General features: G+C 68.7%; 17 protein-coding genes. 9 read left to right on the top strand and 8 right to left on the bottom strand.

What is annotated here, in order from left to right:
• Window positions 1-76 precede the first annotated feature (76 nt).
• Complete coding sequence (locus ASD05_RS02980) at window positions 77-892, bottom strand: hypothetical protein (protein ID WP_056587370.1); 816 nt, start codon at window positions 890-892, stop codon at window positions 77-79.
• Between the two features lie 207 nt (window positions 893-1,099).
• Here ASD05_RS02980 and ASD05_RS02985 point away from each other — a divergent pair, with 207 nt between their 5' ends.
• Window positions 1,100-1,762 (top strand): DUF1345 domain-containing protein, encoded by a 663-nt coding sequence (locus tag ASD05_RS02985; RefSeq protein ID WP_056587373.1) that lies wholly within the window; start codon window positions 1,100-1,102, stop codon window positions 1,760-1,762.
• Between the two features lie 21 nt (window positions 1,763-1,783).
• Here ASD05_RS02985 and ASD05_RS02990 read toward each other — a convergent pair whose 3' ends face one another.
• The 3 genes from ASD05_RS02990 to ASD05_RS03000 are packed head-to-tail and all read right to left on the bottom strand — an operon-like array spanning window position 1,784 to window position 4,863.
• Window positions 1,784-2,725: a DMT family transporter gene (locus tag ASD05_RS02990; protein WP_056587375.1), complete on the bottom strand. Its 942-nt coding sequence runs from the start codon at window positions 2,723-2,725 to the stop codon at window positions 1,784-1,786.
• Between the two features lie 29 nt (window positions 2,726-2,754).
• Window positions 2,755-3,252 carry a methylated-DNA--[protein]-cysteine S-methyltransferase gene (locus ASD05_RS02995; RefSeq protein WP_056587378.1) on the bottom strand — a complete coding sequence of 166 codons (498 nt, stop codon included), beginning with the start codon at window positions 3,250-3,252 and terminating at the stop codon, window positions 2,755-2,757.
• Window positions 3,253-3,258: 6 nt separating this feature from the next.
• A complete protein-coding gene (locus ASD05_RS03000; protein ID WP_056587381.1) occupies window positions 3,259-4,863 on the bottom strand; it encodes a DNA-3-methyladenine glycosylase 2 family protein in 1,605 nt (534 codons plus the stop codon).
• 111 nt (window positions 4,864-4,974) lie between these two features.
• Here ASD05_RS03000 and ASD05_RS03005 point away from each other — a divergent pair, with 111 nt between their 5' ends.
• Complete coding sequence (locus tag ASD05_RS03005) at window positions 4,975-6,357, top strand: phosphomannomutase/phosphoglucomutase (RefSeq protein ID WP_056587384.1); 1,383 nt, start codon at window positions 4,975-4,977, stop codon at window positions 6,355-6,357.
• 4 nt (window positions 6,358-6,361) lie between these two features.
• On the top strand, window positions 6,362-7,744 hold the full coding sequence (locus ASD05_RS03010) for a 3-deoxy-D-manno-octulosonic acid transferase (protein WP_056587387.1): 1,383 nt from the start codon (window positions 6,362-6,364) through the stop codon (window positions 7,742-7,744).
• Between the two features lie 130 nt (window positions 7,745-7,874).
• On the opposite strand, the gene ASD05_RS03015 is transcribed toward ASD05_RS03010, so the two are convergent.
• Genes ASD05_RS03015 through ASD05_RS03030 form a run of 4 tightly spaced genes read right to left on the bottom strand, consistent with a single transcriptional unit; the run spans window position 7,875 to window position 11,223 of the window.
• Entirely contained in the window at window positions 7,875-9,413 is a 1,539-nt protein-coding gene (locus ASD05_RS03015) for a TolC family outer membrane protein (protein WP_056587391.1), read from the bottom strand.
• Window positions 9,414-9,434: 21 nt separating this feature from the next.
• Window positions 9,435-9,782 (bottom strand): rhodanese-like domain-containing protein, encoded by a 348-nt coding sequence (locus tag ASD05_RS03020; RefSeq protein ID WP_056587394.1) that lies wholly within the window; start codon window positions 9,780-9,782, stop codon window positions 9,435-9,437.
• A gap of 16 nt (window positions 9,783-9,798) precedes the next feature.
• Window positions 9,799-10,476 carry a protein-L-isoaspartate O-methyltransferase family protein gene (locus ASD05_RS03025; protein ID WP_056587397.1) on the bottom strand — a complete coding sequence of 226 codons (678 nt, stop codon included), beginning with the start codon at window positions 10,474-10,476 and terminating at the stop codon, window positions 9,799-9,801.
• Window positions 10,477-10,497: 21 nt separating this feature from the next.
• Window positions 10,498-11,223 (bottom strand): TetR/AcrR family transcriptional regulator, encoded by a 726-nt coding sequence (locus ASD05_RS03030; protein WP_056587398.1) that lies wholly within the window; start codon window positions 11,221-11,223, stop codon window positions 10,498-10,500.
• Window positions 11,224-11,327: 104 nt separating this feature from the next.
• Between ASD05_RS03030 and msrA the strand changes: the two genes are divergently transcribed.
• The 6 genes from msrA to ASD05_RS03060 all read left to right on the top strand — a co-directional run bounded on the left by msrA (window position 11,328) and on the right by ASD05_RS03060 (window position 17,393).
• Window positions 11,328-11,879: a peptide-methionine (S)-S-oxide reductase MsrA gene (gene msrA / locus ASD05_RS03035; protein ID WP_056587401.1), complete on the top strand. Its 552-nt coding sequence runs from the start codon at window positions 11,328-11,330 to the stop codon at window positions 11,877-11,879.
• Window positions 11,880-11,902: 23 nt separating this feature from the next.
• On the top strand, window positions 11,903-12,274 hold the full coding sequence (locus ASD05_RS03040) for a hypothetical protein (protein WP_056587403.1): 372 nt from the start codon (window positions 11,903-11,905) through the stop codon (window positions 12,272-12,274).
• Between the two features lie 80 nt (window positions 12,275-12,354).
• The gene (locus tag ASD05_RS03045) at window positions 12,355-14,448 is read left to right on the top strand and encodes a TonB-dependent receptor (protein ID WP_056587406.1); all 2,094 of its coding nucleotides are present in this window, start codon (window positions 12,355-12,357) and stop codon (window positions 14,446-14,448) included.
• Between the two features lie 154 nt (window positions 14,449-14,602).
• Complete coding sequence (locus ASD05_RS03050; RefSeq protein ID WP_056587409.1) at window positions 14,603-15,556, top strand: AEC family transporter; 954 nt, start codon at window positions 14,603-14,605, stop codon at window positions 15,554-15,556.
• 254 nt (window positions 15,557-15,810) lie between these two features.
• On the top strand, window positions 15,811-16,188 hold the full coding sequence (locus ASD05_RS29890; protein ID WP_056587412.1) for a hypothetical protein: 378 nt from the start codon (window positions 15,811-15,813) through the stop codon (window positions 16,186-16,188).
• Entirely contained in the window at window positions 16,185-17,393 is a 1,209-nt protein-coding gene (locus tag ASD05_RS03060) for an OmpA family protein (protein WP_056587817.1), read from the top strand. Before ASD05_RS29890 ends, ASD05_RS03060 begins: the two co-directional genes overlap by 4 nt.
• Window positions 17,394-17,501 lie beyond the last annotated feature (108 nt).

Below are 17,501 nucleotides of genomic sequence, written 5' to 3' on the forward strand. Positions count from 1 at the left end.
GATGATGGGCGCAGCCTAAGGCTGGCCGCCACACCGCGTCTTGCGAAGACTGGCTACACGCAGAACGCCCCAGGGCCTAGAAGCGTGCCTTGAGGAAAGCCGAAGGCCCCTGCAGGCGGACCTTCAAACGCGAATCGACAGAGCCGCTCTCGCGCGTCAGGTCGATGTTCGTCAGGCCATAGGCGAGCACCAGGCCCACGTTCTTCACCGGGAACCACTCGACGCCGGCGGAGGCGTTGTAGATGTTGCCGTGGAAGCGGCCGCTGCTCTTCCACACGCCCGAGGCATCGGCGAACAGCCGCAGGTCCGGCGTGATGGCGTGGCGCACGCCCACTTCGAGCAGCGGCGCCACGGCGTTGTCGCTGGAGCTTTCGTTCAGCGTTCTGACCTGGCCGTTCACCCCGGCGAGCGCAATCGCGCCGAGCGTCGCACGGTAGTAGGCCGCGCCGGCACCCAGGCCGAGCACGGTGTTGCCCGAGCCGATCCACCACTTGTACGAGAGCTTGGCAAAGTCGAGCTTGGTGTTGACGGTGGCGTTGCCGAAAGTATTCAGCGAACCGAAGTTGCCCAGGGACGTGGTGTTCGCGACACCGCCGGAGTAGTCGCGCCGGTACTGGTAGTAGTCGAACGAGACGCCGTGGCTGTCGCCGATCAGCACGTCGGCCGTGATGCGCGGCATGGTCACGCGGCCCGGCTTGATGTCGCCCGATTGCAGCGTGCCATACGGCGTGCCGACCGAGGCGTTGAACTTCGGATCGGCGCTGAAGGCGCCGACCGAGAAGCTGAACCGGTCGAGCGCGGGCGAGGGATCGGCCAGAGCCGGCGCGGCGGCAAGCAGGAGGCCGGTGCCGAACAGTGCGCCGAAAGCGGGGCGAGGGCGGAGCAGCAGCATGGATGAAATCCTTGGTGACCCGGATGGGAAATGGATGCCGCGGGCACGCGATGAAATAGGCGCAGGCCTGAGGCCTTGCGCTGTGCTTCCGGGCGAAGCTCCCTTGAACAGCGAGAACCCTAGTGGCGCGCGTGAGCTTTCTCGATGCGCGGAATGCCGCTGTACTTGTAGGACTCCTTCTACGCTACGGCGCTACAGTGCTCGCCCATGCGCCGACATCTTTCCACCACCACCGGTCCCCAACGTCTTCTCTATGGCGCGGCCACCGGCTGCGCCGTTGCGGCCGCGCTGATGCCGCTGCCCATGAGCGGCATGGCGCGCGGGCTGGCCGGATGGTGCGTAGGCGTGGGGGTCTTCCAGCTGCTGTCGTGGTGGCTGGCCGACACCTTCGATGCGAAGCGCACGCGCGAGCGCGCCCAGTCGTTGGACCAGCCCAATGTGGTGATCCTGGTCTCGATGCTGGTGGTGGTGGGCATGAGCGTGGTGGCCATCGCGATGCTGCTGCAGCAGGTGAAGGGGCTGAGCGGCTGGGAGCGCGCGGCGCATGTCGCGCTGGGCCTGGTGGCGCTGGCAGGGTCGTGGCTGACGATGCACACCATCTATGCCTTTCACTATGCGCACCGCTACTACATCGACCAGCGGGACGGTACGCCTGACGGTGGGCTCGATTTTCCGGGCGGGCACGACGCCCCCGACTACTTCGACTTTCTCTACTACTCGTACGTGATCGGCATGACCTCGCAGGTGTCCGACGTGCAGGCGACCTCGAAGGAGATGCGGCGCATCACGCTGCTGCACAGCGTGCTGGCCTTTGCGTTCAACATGCTGGTGCTGGCGCTCTCGGTGAACGTCGTCGCGGGTGCCGTGTAGGCGCCCCGCAAGAAAACACGCTCAGGCCGAGGCCCTGCGCGGCAGGCCGAGCTTGACGATGCCGGTCGACAGCGCCACGCCGCAGACGATGACGGCCGCGCAGATCAGCATCCACTGCGTGATGTTTTCTCCGAGGAACACCGCGCCGTAGAACAGCGCGAACACCGGCACCAGGAAGGTCACGGTCAGCGCGCGGGCCGGCCCGGCGCGTTCGATCAGACGGAAGAACAGGATGTAGGCGATGCCCGTGCAGGCGATGCCCAGCGCCAGCAGCGCCAGCCATGCGCGCAGGCTGGGCATCTGCGCGGGCCAGAGCCAGAAGGCGGGAATGGCGAGGAACAGCGTGGCGCCGATCTGGCTGCCGGTGGCGGTGGTCAGCGCGGGCACGCCGCCCAGGTGAGCGCGCGTGGCGCTGGCCGAGATGCCGTAGCACAGGCATGCGCCCAGGCAGGCCAGCACCGCGAAGAGCGCGGCATGGCCGCCGGCGCCCGCATGCAGGCCGGCGCTGCGGCTCGCGAGCATGGCGACGCCGGCAAAGCCGATCGCGAGACCGATGAGGCGTGAGCCGTTCGGGCGCTCGCGGAACCAGGCCCACGCCACGAGTGCGCCGAACATCGGCGTGGTGGCATTGAGCACGGCGGCCAGGCCGGTGTTGATGGTCAGCAGCGCGAAGCAGAACAGCGCGAACGGCATGCCCGAGTTGAAGACACCGACCGTGAAGCTGGCCTTCCAGTGCTTCGCCAGGGATGGCCCCTGGCCGCGCAGCAATGCGATGGGCAGCAGGAACAGCGCGGCGATCGCCACCCGCACCGCCGCCGTCGGCAGCGCACCGAACTCGGCCGCGCCGATGCGCATGAAGAGAAAAGACGCGCCCCAGAGCGCGCCCAGCAGCACAAGGTCGATGAGCCAGGCGCTGGGTGCGAGGGGCGTGGCGGCGGCGATGTTGTTGTTCGTGGTGGTCATGCGTCTTTCGCTCTGCTTCTTGTGGATGCTCAGAGCGCTCCCTCGAGTTCGAGCAGGGCGGTCTTGCGTTCGAGCCCGCCAGCGTAACCGGTCAGCGAGCCGTCGGCACCGAGCACGCGGTGGCAGGGCACGATCACGCTGATCGGGTTGCGCCCCACGGCCGCGCCCACCGCGCGCACTGCGGCCGGGTTGCCCACGTTCATGCTCAGCTTGCCGTAGCTCGTGGTGGCACCGGCCGGAATGGCCAGCAGCTGCTGCCACACGCTCTGCTGGAAGGCGGTGCCGTGCGACAGGTCGAGCTTCATGTCGAAGCGCTCGCGCTTGCCGGCGAAGTAGTCGCGCAGTTGGGCGGCCGCCTCCGCGAGCGCGGGATGGTCGTCCTTCGTGATCCAGCCTGCGGTGTCGGGCCAGTGGCGCTGCTGGTCGAACCAGACGCCGGCCAGGCCCTGGTCGGTGGCCGCCATCGTGATGCCGCCGAGCGGCGTATCGATGTGCGAGGTGTAGATGACTTTGCTCTTGAACTTCATGACATTTCAGGCGGTGAGGCCTGCCGTAGTGATGAGAGGGGATTCCGTGATCGCCGCGTCGGTGGCGGCCACGACAGGGGAAGGAGAAGAGGGCGCGTGCCACGCCCGCAGCACTGCATAGCTGCGCCACGGCCGCCAGGCTTGCGAGGCCTCGCTGGCCGCGCGCGCGGTGGTCACGCCCAGCGCCTTCTGCAGCGCCACGTCGCCGGCCGGGAAGGCATCGGGCCAGCGCAGCGCGCGCATGGCGATGTACTGCGCGGTCCACGCGCCGATGCCGGGCAGTTCCTGCAGCGCGGCGATGGTCGATGGCACGTCCGCCCCCGCATGCAGCGCCAGCTTGCCGGCCGCGACCTCGCGCGCGATGGCGTGCAGCGCGCTCTGCCGCTGGCGCACGATGCCGAGCTGGCCCAGCGCATCGCCGCTCGCGTCGGCAATGGCCGCGGGCGTGGGAAACAGGCGATCCAATCCTTCGAAGGGCGTCGCAAGCGGCTCGCCGAAGGCCTCGACCAGCCGCGAGCCCAGCGTGCGCGCCGCGGCCACCGTGATCTGCTGGCCCAGCACAGCGCGCACCGCCAGCTCGAAGCCGTCGACCGCGCCGGGCACGCGCAGTCCGTCGCCGTGCGGAAAGGCCGCATGCAGCGCCGCATTGATGGCCATCGGTTCGGCGTCGAGGTCGAACAGCGCGCGGGCGCGGCTGATGACGATGGGCAGCACCGCGGCCAGCGAATCGCTGATCGACAGCAGCACCTGTTCGCGCTCGAGGTCGAAGCGCAGCTGCAGCCAGCCGGCGTGCGCCTGTCCGCCCTGCTGGATGCGCAACGTGCGGGTGAGCTTCGCGTAAGTGGGCGTGCTGCCCTTGGCGGGCTGCTTGCCGTCCGATGTCGAGACGACTTCGACGCCGCGCAGCGCACGGCGCGCGAAGAAGCCGAGCATGGCGTTGGCGTCATAGGGCGGGCGAAAGCCCAGCCGCACCTCGATCGCCTTGCCTTCGCCGCCCTCGGCCGTGGCGCCGCCAGCGCGCCGCAGGGCGCTCGGGTTCAGGCCGTAGTGTTCGAGGAAGGCCGCATTGAAGCGCCGCACGCTCGCGAAGCCGCTGGCCAGCGCCACCTGCGTCATCGGCAGGCGGGTGTCGGCAATGAGCTGCTTGGCGGCCAGCAGCCGACGCGTCTGCAGGTACTGCAGCGGGGACACGCCGAACTGCACCTCGAAGATGCGCCGCAGATGGCGGTCGCTCACGCCGAGCCGCGCCGCGATCTGCGCCGCGCCCGGGCCGTCTTCCGACCACGCGTCGGGCTCGTCGATCAGCCGCGCCGCCTGCAGCGCGAGGATGCGCGAGGCGTCCTCGGTCGACCATGTGGCCGCGCGCGGCGCGAGCTCGGGCCGGCAGCGCAGGCAGGGGCGAAAGCCCGCTGCCTCGGCCTGCGCCGCGTGGCGGAAGAACCGGCAGTTCTCGCGCCGCGGCAGCTTGACGCGGCAGACCGGACGGCAATAGATGCCGGTGGAGGTCACGGCGGTGAAGAACGACCCGTCGAAGCGCGCGTCATGCGTCTTCATCGCCAGGTAGCAGGCGTCGCTCTCGAGCGCTTCGGTGGGTGTGTGGCTGGTGGGCATGGGGAAATGATACGGTTTCGACTCGTTTCAACTGGCCGTTTTCGGACATGTGGGCGCCCGGAGCCTTGCCTACAATGCCTCGTTCCAAAAACCAACAGGGAAACGCCTTTCATGCAGCTCAGCGCGTCCATCTTCAAGGCCTATGACATTCGCGGCGTCGTGCCCGTCACTCTCGATGCGGAGGTAGCCGAAGCGCTCGGCCGGGCCTTCGGCAGCGCCGCCCGTGCCGCCGGCGAGAAGTCCGTGGCCGTGGGACGCGATGGCCGCCTGTCGGGCCCTGTGCTGGCCGAGGCGCTGATCAAGGGCCTCGTCGCCACCGGCGTCGAGGTGATCGACGTGGGCGCCGTCACCACCCCGATGCTGTACTTCGCGGCCCACACGCTGTGCACGAGCGGCATCCAGGTCACCGGCAGCCACAACCCCAAGGACTACAACGGCTTCAAGATGGTGCTGGCCGGCCGCGCGATCTACGGCGACGAGATCCAGGGCCTGCGCAAGACCATGGAAGCCGGCACCGCGCAGCTCGCCCCCGGCGGCAGCGTGCGCAAGGTCGACGTGACCGAGGCCTACGTGAAGCGCATCGCCGGCGACATCAAGCTGGCCCGTCCGATGAAGATCGTGGTCGACTCCGGCAACGGCATCGCGGGTGCATCGGCCCCGGCCATCTTCCGCGCCATCGGCTGCGAGGTGACCGAGCTGTTCAGCGAAGTCGATGGCGACTTCCCCAATCACCATCCCGATCCGAGCAAGCCCGAGAACCTCAAGGACCTGATGGCTGCGCTGGCCGCGGGCGATGCCGAACTGGGCCTGGCCTTCGACGGCGACGGCGACCGCCTGGGCATCGTCACCAAGGACGGCCAGAACATCTTCCCCGACCGCCAGATGCAACTCTTTGCGCAGGACGTGCTGTCGCGCGTGCCTGGCGGCACCATCGTCTATGACGTGAAGTGCTCGCAGCGCCTGGCGCCGGCCATCGAGGCCGCGGCCGGCGTGCCAATGATCTTCAAGACCGGCCACTCGCTCATCAAGGCGAAGATGAAGGAAATCGATTCGCCGCTGGGCGGCGAGATGAGCGGCCACATCTTCTTCAAGGAGCGCTGGTTCGGCTTCGACGACGGCACCTATGCGGGCTGCCGGCTGCTCGAAATCCTGAGCAAGAGCCCGAACGCGAGCGACGTGCTCAACGCGTTGCCCACCAGCTTCTCGACGCCCGAACTGAACGTGCCCTGCGCCGAAGGCGAGCCGCACACCGTGGTCGACAAGCTCGTGAAGGGCGCGAGCTTCGCGGCCCCGGCCAAGGTCTCGACCATCGACGGCCTGCGCGTCGACTGGCCCGATGGCTTCGGCCTGATCCGTGCGTCGAACACCACCCCCGTGCTCGTGCTTCGCTTCGAAGGCCAGACCGATGCCGCGCTGAAGCGCATCGAAACCGAGATGCTCGCGCTGCTGCGTACGGCCAAGCCCGACGCCAAGCTCGCCGAAGCGTCCCACTGAGCCTGTGCGTTCCCTGCTGCTGCGCCTCTACGGCGTCTTCACCACCGTTGTGCAACCGCTCGTGCGCCGCAAGCTGCGGCGCCGCGCGGAGGCCGAGCCGGGCTATGGCGTGGCCGTGGAAGAGCGCTTCGGCCATTACGACGAAGCCACCACCGGCAAGGCCCAATGCTGGGTGCATGCGGTTTCGCTCGGCGAGACGCGCGCGGCCGCCATCCTGATCGCCGAGCTGCGCAGGCAGTACCCGGGCATCCCGATCCTGCTCACGCACGGCACCGCCACCGGACGTGAAGAGGGCGCCAAGCTGCTCGAACCGGGCGACACGCAGGTCTGGCAGCCGTGGGACACACCGGGCGCGGTGGCGCGTTTCCTGGACCGCTTCGAGCCGCGCATCGGCGTGCTGATGGAGACCGAGGTCTGGCCCGAAATGGCCGCTGCCTGCGCCGAGCGCCGCATTCCGCTGGTGCTGGCCAATGCGCGGCTCAACGAGAAATCGCTGGCCGCGGCCGAACGGCTCGCATGGCTCGCGCGGCCCGCCTATTCGGCCCTTGCGGCCGTGTGGGCGCAGACCGAGGCCGATGCGCACCGGCTGGTGTCGCTGGGCGCCAAGGTGGCCGGGATCTACGGCAACCTCAAGTTCGATGCCACGCCTGACGTGCGCCAGCTGAACGCGGCCGTGTCGCTGCGCGAGCACCTGCCGCGGCCGATGGTCGTGCTCGCGAGTTCGCGCGACGGCGAGGAGCGGATGCTGCTCGAAGTGCTCAAGCGCTTTGGTGCGACCTCGCCCGTGCCGCCGGAGCAGGGCGCGATCCGCTCGATTGCCAAGCGCGTGCATGACGTGCAATGGATGATCGTGCCGCGCCATCCGCAGCGCTTCGACGAAGTGGCGGCGCTGATCGAGGCCGAGGGCTTCGCCGTGGCGCGCCGCAGCGCGGCGGGCCAGCCGGCCGAGGCGGAGATCTGGCTCGGCGATTCGCTGGGCGAGATGGCGCTGTACTACGGCCTGGCCGACGTGGCGCTGCTGGGCGGCAGCTTCGAGCCGCTGGGCGGGCAGAACCTGATTGAGCCGGCGGCCTGCGGCTGCCCGGTGGTCATGGGACCGTCGACCTTCAACTTCGCCGAGGCGGCGCAGCTGTCGCTGGCGGCCGGCGCGTCGCTGCGCGTCGAGAACATGGAGCAGGCCGTGACGGCCGCGCTGAAGCTGGTCGAGAACCCCGAGCGCCGCGCCACGATGGCGCAGGCCGCGCTGGCGTTCTCTTCGTCGAATCGCGGGGCGGCCGAGCGCACGGCCGCTGCGGTGCTGGCGATCGCGCAGGCGGCGGAGCCTGTGGTGTCGGGGCATGCGCCGCTCGAAAACGAGCCGCCGCGCGCCGAACCCACACTCGACTGAGTTTGTATTGCTCCTTCCCCCTCTGGGGGAAGGCTGGGATGGGGGCAAGCGCCCAACGAGCGCAGCAGTGGGGCCGAGGCCGTCGTGCCCCCACCCCGGCCCTCCCCCGGAAGGGGAGGGAGAAAAAGCCTCAGCGCACCGGCGGGTTGAGGATCACCGGCGGCACCGGTGCCGTCGGCATCGTCGGCGCCGGCGGATTGAACGGCGGCACCGGCACCGGCGGAATCACCGGGATGCTCGGCGGCGTCACGGCAGGCGTCGTTGTGCTGCGATCCGGCCCCGTGGCCGGAGGCACCGCCGGCACGCTGCCGCTGCTCGCCAGCGTCGCGTTGATCGCGTTCATGTCGTCGATCGTCAGCGTGCCGTTGGCCTGGCGCAGCTTCAGGTTGCCCAGCAGCACGTTGTAGCGCGCCTGCGCGAGGTCGCGCTTGGTCTGGAACAGCTGGCTCTGCGAATTCAGCACGTCGATGTTGATGCGCACGCCCACCTGGTAGCCCAGCCGGTTGGCATCGAGCGCGCTCTGGCTCGAGGCCTCGGCCGCTTCCAGCGCCTTCACCTGCCCCGCACCCGAGACGAGCCCGAGGTACGCCGCGCGCGTGGCCTGCGCCACGCTGCGCTTGGTGCCGTCGAGCACGCTGCGCGACTGGTCCTCGAGCGCCAGCGTTTCCTTGACGCGGTTCTCGGTGGCGAAGCCGGCGAACAGCGGCAGGTTGAAGGTGACGCCGACCGTGGCCGCGTTGATGCGCGTGCCCACGGTGCTCGTGCTGGTGCCCGTCGGGTTGCGCGTGACGTTGTAGCCCAGGTTGGCGTCGAGCGTGGGCTTGTGGCCGGCCTTGGCCTTCTCCACTTCGAGCCCGGCCACGTCGAGCCCCAGGCGGGCCTGCTGGATGGCGGGGTGCACCTCGTCGGCCTGCGCGACCCAGGCGTTGATGTCCGCGGGCATGGCGGTGGGCAGCACCACCGGCACTCGCAGCGGCACCGGCACGCTGCCGGGGCGGCCGACCAGCTGGTCGAGCACCACCTTCTTCACCTGCAGGTCGTTCTCGGCCGCGATTTCCTGGGCGATCACGAGGTCGTAGCGGGCCTGCGCCTCGCGCGAGTCGGTGATGGTGGAGGTGCCGACCTCGAAGTTGCGCTTGGCCGATGCCAGCTGCTCAGCCACCGCGACTTTCTGCGCGCGCACGAGCGCCAGGCTGTCCTGGCTCGCGAGCACGTCGAAGTACGCCTGGCTCACGCGCACGATCAGGTCCTGCTCGGCGATGGTGAGCACCGCCTGCGCGATGTCGGCCTGGCGCTTGCCCTGCTCGTAGGTGGCCCAGTTGGCCGGCCGGTACAGCGGCTGCGTGGCGTTGATGCCGACGTTCTGCGTGTTGAAGTCGCGCGGCGTGGTGGTGCCGCGGCCGGCGCCGGTGAGGGTTTCGATGTCGAGGTCGCTGCGCGTCACGCCGGCCGTGAGTCCCACGGCGGGCAGGATGCCGGCCTTGGCCTGCGCGGCGCGCGCGATGCTGGCGTCGTACTGGGCCCGTGCACCCTGGTAGGTGGCGTCGAAGCCGCGGGCCGATTCGTAGAGTTCGTTCAGTGTCTGGCTCTGGGCCGGCGATGCGAGCAGGGCTGCGAAGATGCTTGCGAGCGCTGCGGAAAGAGGCGAAAGCCGGGGCCTGGAAGGCATTGAACGTCCTTGGAGAAAGAATCAGTAGCGCGGCACGGAAGGGTCGTGCTGCGAAGACCAGGCGTCGATGCCACCCGCCACGTTGGCGAGCTGGTCAAAGCCGTTCTGGTTCAGGAAGGCGGCTACGCGCTGGCTGCGTGCGCCGTGATGGCACAGGCAGGCAATTCGAAGTCCGGGCTGGCCGTCGTTCAGCTCGGCCAGCCGCCCGGGAATCTCGTTCATCGGAATCGCGACCAGGGTGAAGCCCTGGGGCACGACGCTCGCCGTCTGCAGTTCCCAGGGTTCGCGCACGTCGAGCAGCACGGGGGTGGCGTCGGCGTTCTGGGCGAACCAGGCGGCGAGGTCGGCGGGGCGGACTTGGTCGATCATTCGGTGGACCGCCAGCTCAGAACGAGAAGCGCGAAGGCTCGGGGAAGTTCAGCAGCCGCGGAGCCACGGTGTCCCAGGGCTGGATCGTGTCCCACTTGCTTTCGCTGGTGCGGGTGACGAAGTGGGCGCGCATCATCGGCTCTTCGCCCACGATGGCCGAGAGGCGGCCGCCGACCTTGAGCGAACCCAGCAGGTTCTGCGGAATGCGCGCGACCGAGCCGCTGAGCACGATCACGTCGAAGCTCGGGCCGCTGGGCAGCGGCACGGCGCCGTCGGCATGGCGCACTTCGACGTTGGTCACGCCGTTCTGGCGCAGCGTCTCGGCGGCGCGGGCGGCCAGCACGGGGTTGATTTCGAGCGACAGCACCTGAGCGGCGCGGGCGCCCAGCAGGGCGGCCATGAAGCCGGAGCCGGTGCCGATCTCGAGCACCGATTCATGCTTCTGGATGTGCAGGTCCTGCAGCGTGCGGGCCTCGACCTTGGGCGACAGCATGATTTCGCCGGGCACGGAGCCGTCGAGCAGCGGCAGTTCCATGTCGAAGAACGACAGCGTGCGGTGCGCGTCGGGGACGTAGTCTTCGCGGTGGATTTCGGCCAGCAGTTCGAGGATGTCGGTATCCAGCACATCCCAGGGGCGGATCTGCTGTTCGATCATGTTGAAGCGCAGGCGCTCGAGGGTGGGGGTGGGGTTCATGGCGTGGCTTTCCTTGTGGGCTCAGGACAAACCTTCAATTTTAGGCGTCGCCGATGACGCCTCCGCTGCGGTCGGCCTTCCGGGGCGCACGCAGAGTCCGTTGATCACCACCTCGGCCTGGGCGGCGAGGTATTTTTCAGGGTCGAGGGCCGACGCGCCGTCGACGCAGACCATGGCCGAATGCTTCCAGAGCATGAGGAAGATCATGGGCGCCACCACCGAATAGATCGCGTGGTCGACGTCCATCGGAGCGAACTCGCCGCTGTCGATGCCGCGCTGGAAAATGCGCCGCAGCAGTTCGTGGCCGGGGCGGACCACCTCGCGGCGGTAGAACTCAGCCAGGTCGGGAAAGTTGGCGCCCTCGCTCATCATGAGCTTGGTCAGGCCCGAGGCCTGGGTCATGCCGACGCGTTCCCACCACACTTTCATGCAGTAGCGCAGCATGTCGGCCGTGGTGCCCTCGAAAGCCGCGAATTCGGCGTTCCACTCGGTGAAACGGCCGCCGAGGCTTTCCATGACGACGGCCTTGAACAGCTCTTCCTTGCTCGGGAAATAGAGAAAGAGGGTGCCCTTGGAGACGCCGGCGCGCACCGCCACTTCCTCTGAGCGGGTGGCGGCAAAGCCTTTTTCGACGAACAGGTCGAGTGCGGCGGCCAGCAGTTCGCCGGGGCGCGCCTCTTTCCGGCGCTCGCGCTTGGCGCGCACCGGGCAGATGATCTTGTCGACGAAGGAACGGGGCGGGGACATGAGATGTTAATGACTCGCGGGTTAGTAATGTAGTGACCGATATCCGTCACGTCAAGCCGCCACAATAACGGGCTCGTCCTTTTCCAACCTCCCGGAGCCGCACCATGTCCACTTCATCGCCGCCCACCGAAACCATCGTGCTCGGCGGTGGCTGCTTCTGGTGCACCGAGGCGGTGTTCGACCGGGTGCAGGGCGTGCTGGACGTGGAGTCGGGCTATTGCAACGGCCAGACCGTCAACCCGACCTACGAGCAGGTCTGCACCGGCCGCACCGGCCACGCCGAGGTGGTGAAACTCGAATTCGACCCCGCGCAGATCAGCCTGCGCGAAATCCTCGAGATCTTCTTCGTCGTGCACGACCCGACCACGCTCAACCGCCAGGGCAACGACGCCGGCACCCAGTACCGCAGCGGCATCTACTACACGAGCGACGCGCAGAAGCAGGTGGCCGAGGAGGTCATCCGCGAGATCGGGGCCAGCAAGACCTACAGCTCGCCCGTCGTGACCGAGGTGGCGCAGCTCGCCAACTACTCGACGGCCGAGGCCTATCACCAGGACTACTTCCTGAACAATCCGAACCAGGGCTACTGCGCGTTCGTCGTGGGACCGAAGGTCGAGAAGTTCCAGAAGACCTTCGCGTCGCGCGTCAAGGCCTGAGCGCCGATCGGTACCTGCGCCCCGTGCATCTCTTCATCCGCCAGCCCCGGACCCGTTCGACCCGCGCGCTCGTCATCGCGCTGATGGTCGCGGTGTGGTTCGCGGGCACGCTGGGGCTGATGCACCGTTCGCTGCACGTGCCGGGCCTGCCGGTCGCCGCGGCGCAGGCTGCCCACAAGCATGCCGTCCCCCAGCTGGCCGGCCTGTTCGGCGAACACAACGACGCCGAGTGCCGGCTTTACGACCAGCTCTCGCACGGCTCCGGCGTCCCCGGCGTGCCGCTGGTGGTGCTGCCGATGCTGCTGCCGTCGGCCGTCTTTGCTTTCCTGCAGGGCGAAACCATCGCCCGCTGGGTCGCGCTGTTCGACGCGCGCGGTCCGCCTTCCACTCGCTGAATCCCCTGTGTTCCGGCTGCTGCACCCGCTTCCCGCGCGGGTGGCGGCCGGTCGTTTCCCGATTCAACGAGTGTCCCTTCATGACTCCCCATTTCCGTCGCAACGCCATCGGCGTTGCAGTTCTTTCGCTCGCCTCCTTCGCAAGCATGGCCCAGGACCAGGCACAGGTTCAGGCCCAATCCGCCGACGCCGCCAGCCTGCGCGAGGTCACCGTCACCGGCAATCCGCTCGGTGCCTCCGAACTGATCGCGCCCACGACCACGCTGTCGGGTGACAAGCTGCTGCTGCGTTCCCAATCGACGCTCGGCGAAACGCTGGACAACGTGCCTGGCGTGAGCAGCAGCTACTTCGGCCCCAACGCCAGCCGCCCGATCATTCGCGGCCAGGACGGCGACCGCATCCGCATCCTGCAGAACGGCGGCGGCGCGCCCGACGCCTCCGCGCTGAGCTACGACCACGCGGTGCCTGTCGATGCGCTGGTCACCGACCGCATCGAAGTGCTGCGCGGCCCGTCGGCGCTGCAGTACGGCGGCAGCGCCGTTGGCGGCGTGGTCAACGTGATCGACAACCGCATTCCTTCGGAGCCGATCAACGGCTTCGGCGGCCGCGCCGACCTGGGCTATTCCACCGGCAACAAGGAGAAGAACGGCGGCGTGGTGCTCGAAGGCGGCAACGACCGCTTCGCGCTGCACGTCGACGCCTTCAACCGCGACTCGAAGGACGTCTCGGTGCCGATCAGCCTCGAATGCAGCAAGCCCGGCTCGCCGTGGACGGCGCGCAAGATCTGCAACTCGGCCAACGAGGCGCACGGCGGCGCGCTCGGCGGCACGATGTTCTTCGACCAGGGCTACATCGGCGCCTCGGTCAGCACCTACCGCAGCAACTACGGCACCGTGGCCGAGGACGACGTCACCATCGGCATGAAGTCCGACCGCTATGCGCTCGAAGGCGAGTGGCGCCCGGGCGGCTTCATCAGCAGCATCCACGCCAAGCTGAGCCACACCGACTACCGCCACACCGAGTTCGAGGGTGGTACGCCCGGCACCACGTTCTCGAACATGAGCAACGACCTGCGCATCGAGGCGCGCCACCAGAAGATCGGCAACTTCGAGGGCCTGGTCGGCTTCAGCAGCGAAACCAACCGCTTCGCCGCCGATGGCGAGGAGGCCTTCGCGCCGCACAGCCGCACGCGCTCCAATGCGCTGTTCATGTACGAGGAGTACGGCACTTCGTGGGGCCGGCTGAGCTTCGGTGCGCGCACCGAGCAGGTCCGCATCCGATCGCTGGGCTATCCGGACGATCCGACGGTCACGCGCTTTGCGGTCGGCGAGCGCACCTTCAATCCGCACAGCGCGGCCTTCGGTGCGCTGGTCAACCTCGCGCCGCAGTGGCAGCTGACCTCGAACCTCGCCTACACCGAGCGCGCGCCGAAGGATTACGAACTGCTGGCCAACGGTCCCCACGTGGCGACGGCCGCGTGGGAAGTGGGCGACCCGAACCTGAAGAAGGAAAAATCGACCGGCCTGGACCTGGGTGCGCAGTGGAAGTCGGGCCCCAACACGGCCCGCGTGAATGCCTACGTCACGCGCTTCAGCAACTACATCGGCCTGACCGCGACGGGGCGCAACCTCGACGGGGAAGGCAACGTGGCCGAGCCCGGCGCCACCGACACGTTGGCCGAGTACGTCTACGGCGGCGTGCGTGCGCGCTTCGCCGGCATCGAGGCCAACGGCAACCTGCGCCTGCTGGGCAGCGAAGGCTTCGCGCGCATGGACGACGCCGGCACGCTGGACCTCGAATGGCGCGGCGACATCGTGCGCGCGAAGAACCTCGACACCGGCGAGCCGCTGCCGCGCATCGCGCCGCTGCGCCTGGGGGCGACGCTGGCCTATGCCAACGGCCCGTGGGGCGCGCGCTTCGGCTTCGACTACAACGCTGCGCAGCACCGCGTTCCGTCGGTAGGCGCGCGCGAGACCGATGCCTACACGCTGTGGAATGCGGCCCTCACCTACCGCATGAAGGTGCAGCGCGCCAACCTCACCTGGTATGCGCGCATGGACAACATCACGAACAAGCTGGCCTACAGCGCGACGTCGATCCTGACGACGACGGTGTATCCGAACGCGCCGTTGCCGGGGCGCACGCTGAAGGTCGGTTTGCGCGTGACGTTCTGATCCCGTGTTTCTCCCTCCCCCTCTGGGGGAGGGCAGGGGTGGGGGCAGGCGGCCTTTGACGAGGCTGTGGCTTTGGCAGGCGCCGCTTGCCCCCATCCCAACCTTCCCCCGGGGAGGGGAAGGTGCAAGACACTCACTGGGCTATCCTCGTCGAGTGAATTCCTTCGTCATCTCCTCCCTGCTCCCCGTCGTCCTGCTCATCGCCGCGGGCTACCTCGCCGGCAAGCGCCGCTGGATCGGCGGCAATGCGGTGAAGGACCTGTCGCATCTCATCTTCCTGCTGCTCGCGCCCGCGCTGCTGTTTCGCGCCATGAGCACGGTGCACGTCGAGCAGCTGAGCCTGAAGCCGGTGGCGGCGTACTTCGTCGCCTCGGGCCTGCTGTTCGCGGCCACGCTGGCGCTGCGCGGATTCAATCGCACCGCGGCGGTGATCGCGCTGGCCAACACGTACAGCAACACGGTGATGATCGGCATCGCGCTGATCGGCCTGGCGTATGGCGAGGCGGGCATGGTGGTGCTGCTCACGCTGATCTCGCTGCATTCGCTGGTGCTCCTGACCAGCGCCACGGTGGTGCTGGAGCTGGCCGTCGCGCGCGAGCACGCGGGTGTCGGTGGCGCAGACACGCGCCCCTCGATGGCACGCACCGTGATGCGTGCGCTGCGCAACGCCATTATCCACCCCGTGCCGCTGCCGATCATCGCGGGCCTGCTGTTCGCGCAGACCGGGCTGGTCATGCCCGAGTTCATCGACAAGCCGATCCAGCTGCTCGGCCAGGCCTTCGGCCCCATCGCGCTGGTGATGGTGGGCATCACGCTCGCGCTCACGCCCATCGGCCGGCACTGGCGCGGCGCGCTGATGCAGGCGCTGGTGAAGAACCTGCTGCATCCGCTGCTGGTGGCCGTCATCGGCTGGCTGCTGGGCGTGCGAGGCATTCCGCTCACGGTGATGGTGGTGGCGGCGGCGCTGCCCATCGGCGCCAACGTGTTCCTCTTTTCGCAGCGCTACCGCACGGCCGAAGACCTGGTGACGGCCAGCGTCGCGATGTCGACGGTGCTGGGGCTCGCCACGCTCCCGCTCGTGATGGTCTGGGTGCAGTGGCTGCCATAAAGGAGCTCGCCCCCAGGCTTCGCGCACTTCGTGTCGCTACGCCAACCCCCTACCGGGAGCGACACCAGCAGCCCGGCAAAGCCGGTTCTGCGGTGTCCCGCGACTGAATCGCGCCAGTTTCATGGCGCGCCGGATTCCGGCGTTTTCGCGAACTTTTGCCCGACTGAACGACAGCGCTAGCCCTATGCCGTTTGGCAGGGGTGGCCGTTTGGTGGGCTGGCGCGCGGCGTTCGCGCCCCTACATTTGCCGGCTGATGACGATCTATCCGGCGCGTGTTTCGCCCCTTGCCCTTGCAGTGACGGCGGTGGTCGCGACGGTGATCGCGCTGCACGGCGCACGCGCGCATGCGGCGGGCGAGGCCAAGCCGTGCCGCACGCCCTGCCTGGCCGTTCCTGTGCCGGCGGAGGCACCGCCGGCACAGGAGATTGAGCCCAAGCCCGCCGTCGTGCGGCCGGTGCCGAAGCCGCGACCGCAGATCACCGCCACCGCGGCGCCGGCGCCCGAGGCGCATCGCGAACCCGTCGAGCGGCACCCCGTGCCTTCGAAACGCTGCAGCGAGATCAACATGCGCGCCGCCGTGGGCGAGCCGCTGTCGGACCAGGACATGAAGACATTGAGGAGCCAATGCTGATGACGACCACCACCACCCAACGAGTTCGCCTGGCGCTGCGCGCGTTCGCGCTGTGCGCCGCCGTGCTTGCCGCCGCCTGCGCGCACCGCCCCGCGCCGGGCAACGCCATGCCCTTCGACCAGGCCGTGAACCAGGCGGTGGACGACCTGATGGTGCAGACGCAGAAACTGCCGGCCTTCCTGGCCAAGGTGGAGTCGACGCTCACGCAGCGCCGCATCGTGATCGACCCGCTGCTCGAAGGCGCGAGCGGCCAGCAGACCGAGGTGACGCGCGTGGCCGAGCAACGCATCGTGCAGCGCATGCAGGCGCAGTTCAGGCAGTTCACCGTCACGCCCTTCAACGCGAGCGAGATCGGCAGCGCGCAGTACGTGCTCAACGGCACGCTGGTGCGCGACAGGGACGCCTCGGGCGCACCGTACCGGCTGAACCTCGCGCTGACCGAAATCCGCAGCGGCATGGTGATCGCGCAGTCGGTCACGCGCATCAGCGACGCCACGCTCGACACACGGCCCACCGCCTTCTTCCGCGACAGCCCGGTGAATGGCAAGGACCGCGGCGTCGAGGGCTACATCCGCACCGCCGAGACCCAGCCCGGCCAAGCCGCGGACGCGCTGTACCTGGAGCGCCTGCCGACCTCGACCGTGTTGCAGGAGGCCACCGCCGCCTACGAGGCCGGCCGCATGAGCGAGGCGCTCGGCCGCTACGAGGCCGCGTCGAAGCGGCCCGACGGCCAGCAGCTGCGCATCTACAGCGGGCTGTACCTCACGCAGTCGCAACTCGGCCGCACGGCCGATGCCGAGAAGACCTTCGGCACCATCGCGCGGCTGGGGCTCGAAACCAACAACCTGAGCGTGAAGTTCCTGTTCAAGCCGGGCTCGACCGACTTCCTCGCCGATCCGAAGATCAGCGCCGCCTATCCGATGTGGCTGCGCCAGATCGCGCGGCAGGCGGCGCAGATCGATTCGTGCGTGGTGGTCACGGGCCACACGAGCCGCACGGGCTCGGAGGCGGTGAACGAGCGGCTGTCGCTGCAGCGCGCGGTGAGCGTGAAGACCCGGCTGGTGGGCGAGGCGGCGCCCCTGTCGAAGAAGCTGCGCGAATCGGGCATGGGCTTCCGCGAGAACATCGTCGGCACGGGGGCAGACGATGCGAGCGACGCGCTGGACCGGCGCGTCGAGTTCAAAGTCGTGAGTTGTGAGGCTTGATTCGCCCCCAGGCTTCGCGCACTCCGTGTCGCTACGCCAACCCCCTTCCGGGGGCAGCACCAGCGGCCCGGCAAAGCCGGTTCCGCGGTGTTCCTTGAAGGATCAGGA

The sequence above is a fragment of the Variovorax sp. Root434 genome, from assembly GCF_001426595.1.
GTDB lineage: Bacteria > Pseudomonadota > Gammaproteobacteria > Burkholderiales > Burkholderiaceae_C > Variovorax.

Bases quoted from the DNA above. Each gene is read 5' to 3' on its own strand.
- ASD05_RS02980 (WP_056587370.1), bottom strand. From the start codon at position 892: ATGCTGCTGCTCCGCCCTCGCCCCGCTTTCGGCGCACTGTTCGGCACC.
- ASD05_RS02985 (WP_056587373.1), top strand. From the start codon at position 1,100: ATGCGCCGACATCTTTCCACCACCACCGGTCCCCAACGTCTTCTCTAT.
- ASD05_RS02990 (WP_056587375.1), bottom strand. From the start codon at position 2,725: ATGACCACCACGAACAACAACATCGCCGCCGCCACGCCCCTCGCACCC.
- ASD05_RS02995 (WP_056587378.1), bottom strand. From the start codon at position 3,252: ATGAAGTTCAAGAGCAAAGTCATCTACACCTCGCACATCGATACGCCG.
- ASD05_RS03000 (WP_056587381.1), bottom strand. From the start codon at position 4,863: ATGCCCACCAGCCACACACCCACCGAAGCGCTCGAGAGCGACGCCTGC.
- ASD05_RS03005 (WP_056587384.1), top strand. From the start codon at position 4,975: ATGCAGCTCAGCGCGTCCATCTTCAAGGCCTATGACATTCGCGGCGTC.
- ASD05_RS03015 (WP_056587391.1), bottom strand. From the start codon at position 9,413: ATGCCTTCCAGGCCCCGGCTTTCGCCTCTTTCCGCAGCGCTCGCAAGC.
- ASD05_RS03020 (WP_056587394.1), bottom strand. From the start codon at position 9,782: ATGATCGACCAAGTCCGCCCCGCCGACCTCGCCGCCTGGTTCGCCCAG.
- ASD05_RS03025 (WP_056587397.1), bottom strand. From the start codon at position 10,476: ATGAACCCCACCCCCACCCTCGAGCGCCTGCGCTTCAACATGATCGAA.
- ASD05_RS03030 (WP_056587398.1), bottom strand. From the start codon at position 11,223: ATGTCCCCGCCCCGTTCCTTCGTCGACAAGATCATCTGCCCGGTGCGC.
- msrA (WP_056587401.1), top strand. From the start codon at position 11,328: ATGTCCACTTCATCGCCGCCCACCGAAACCATCGTGCTCGGCGGTGGC.
- ASD05_RS03045 (WP_056587406.1), top strand. From the start codon at position 12,355: ATGACTCCCCATTTCCGTCGCAACGCCATCGGCGTTGCAGTTCTTTCG.
- ASD05_RS29890 (WP_056587412.1), top strand. From the start codon at position 15,811: ATGACGATCTATCCGGCGCGTGTTTCGCCCCTTGCCCTTGCAGTGACG.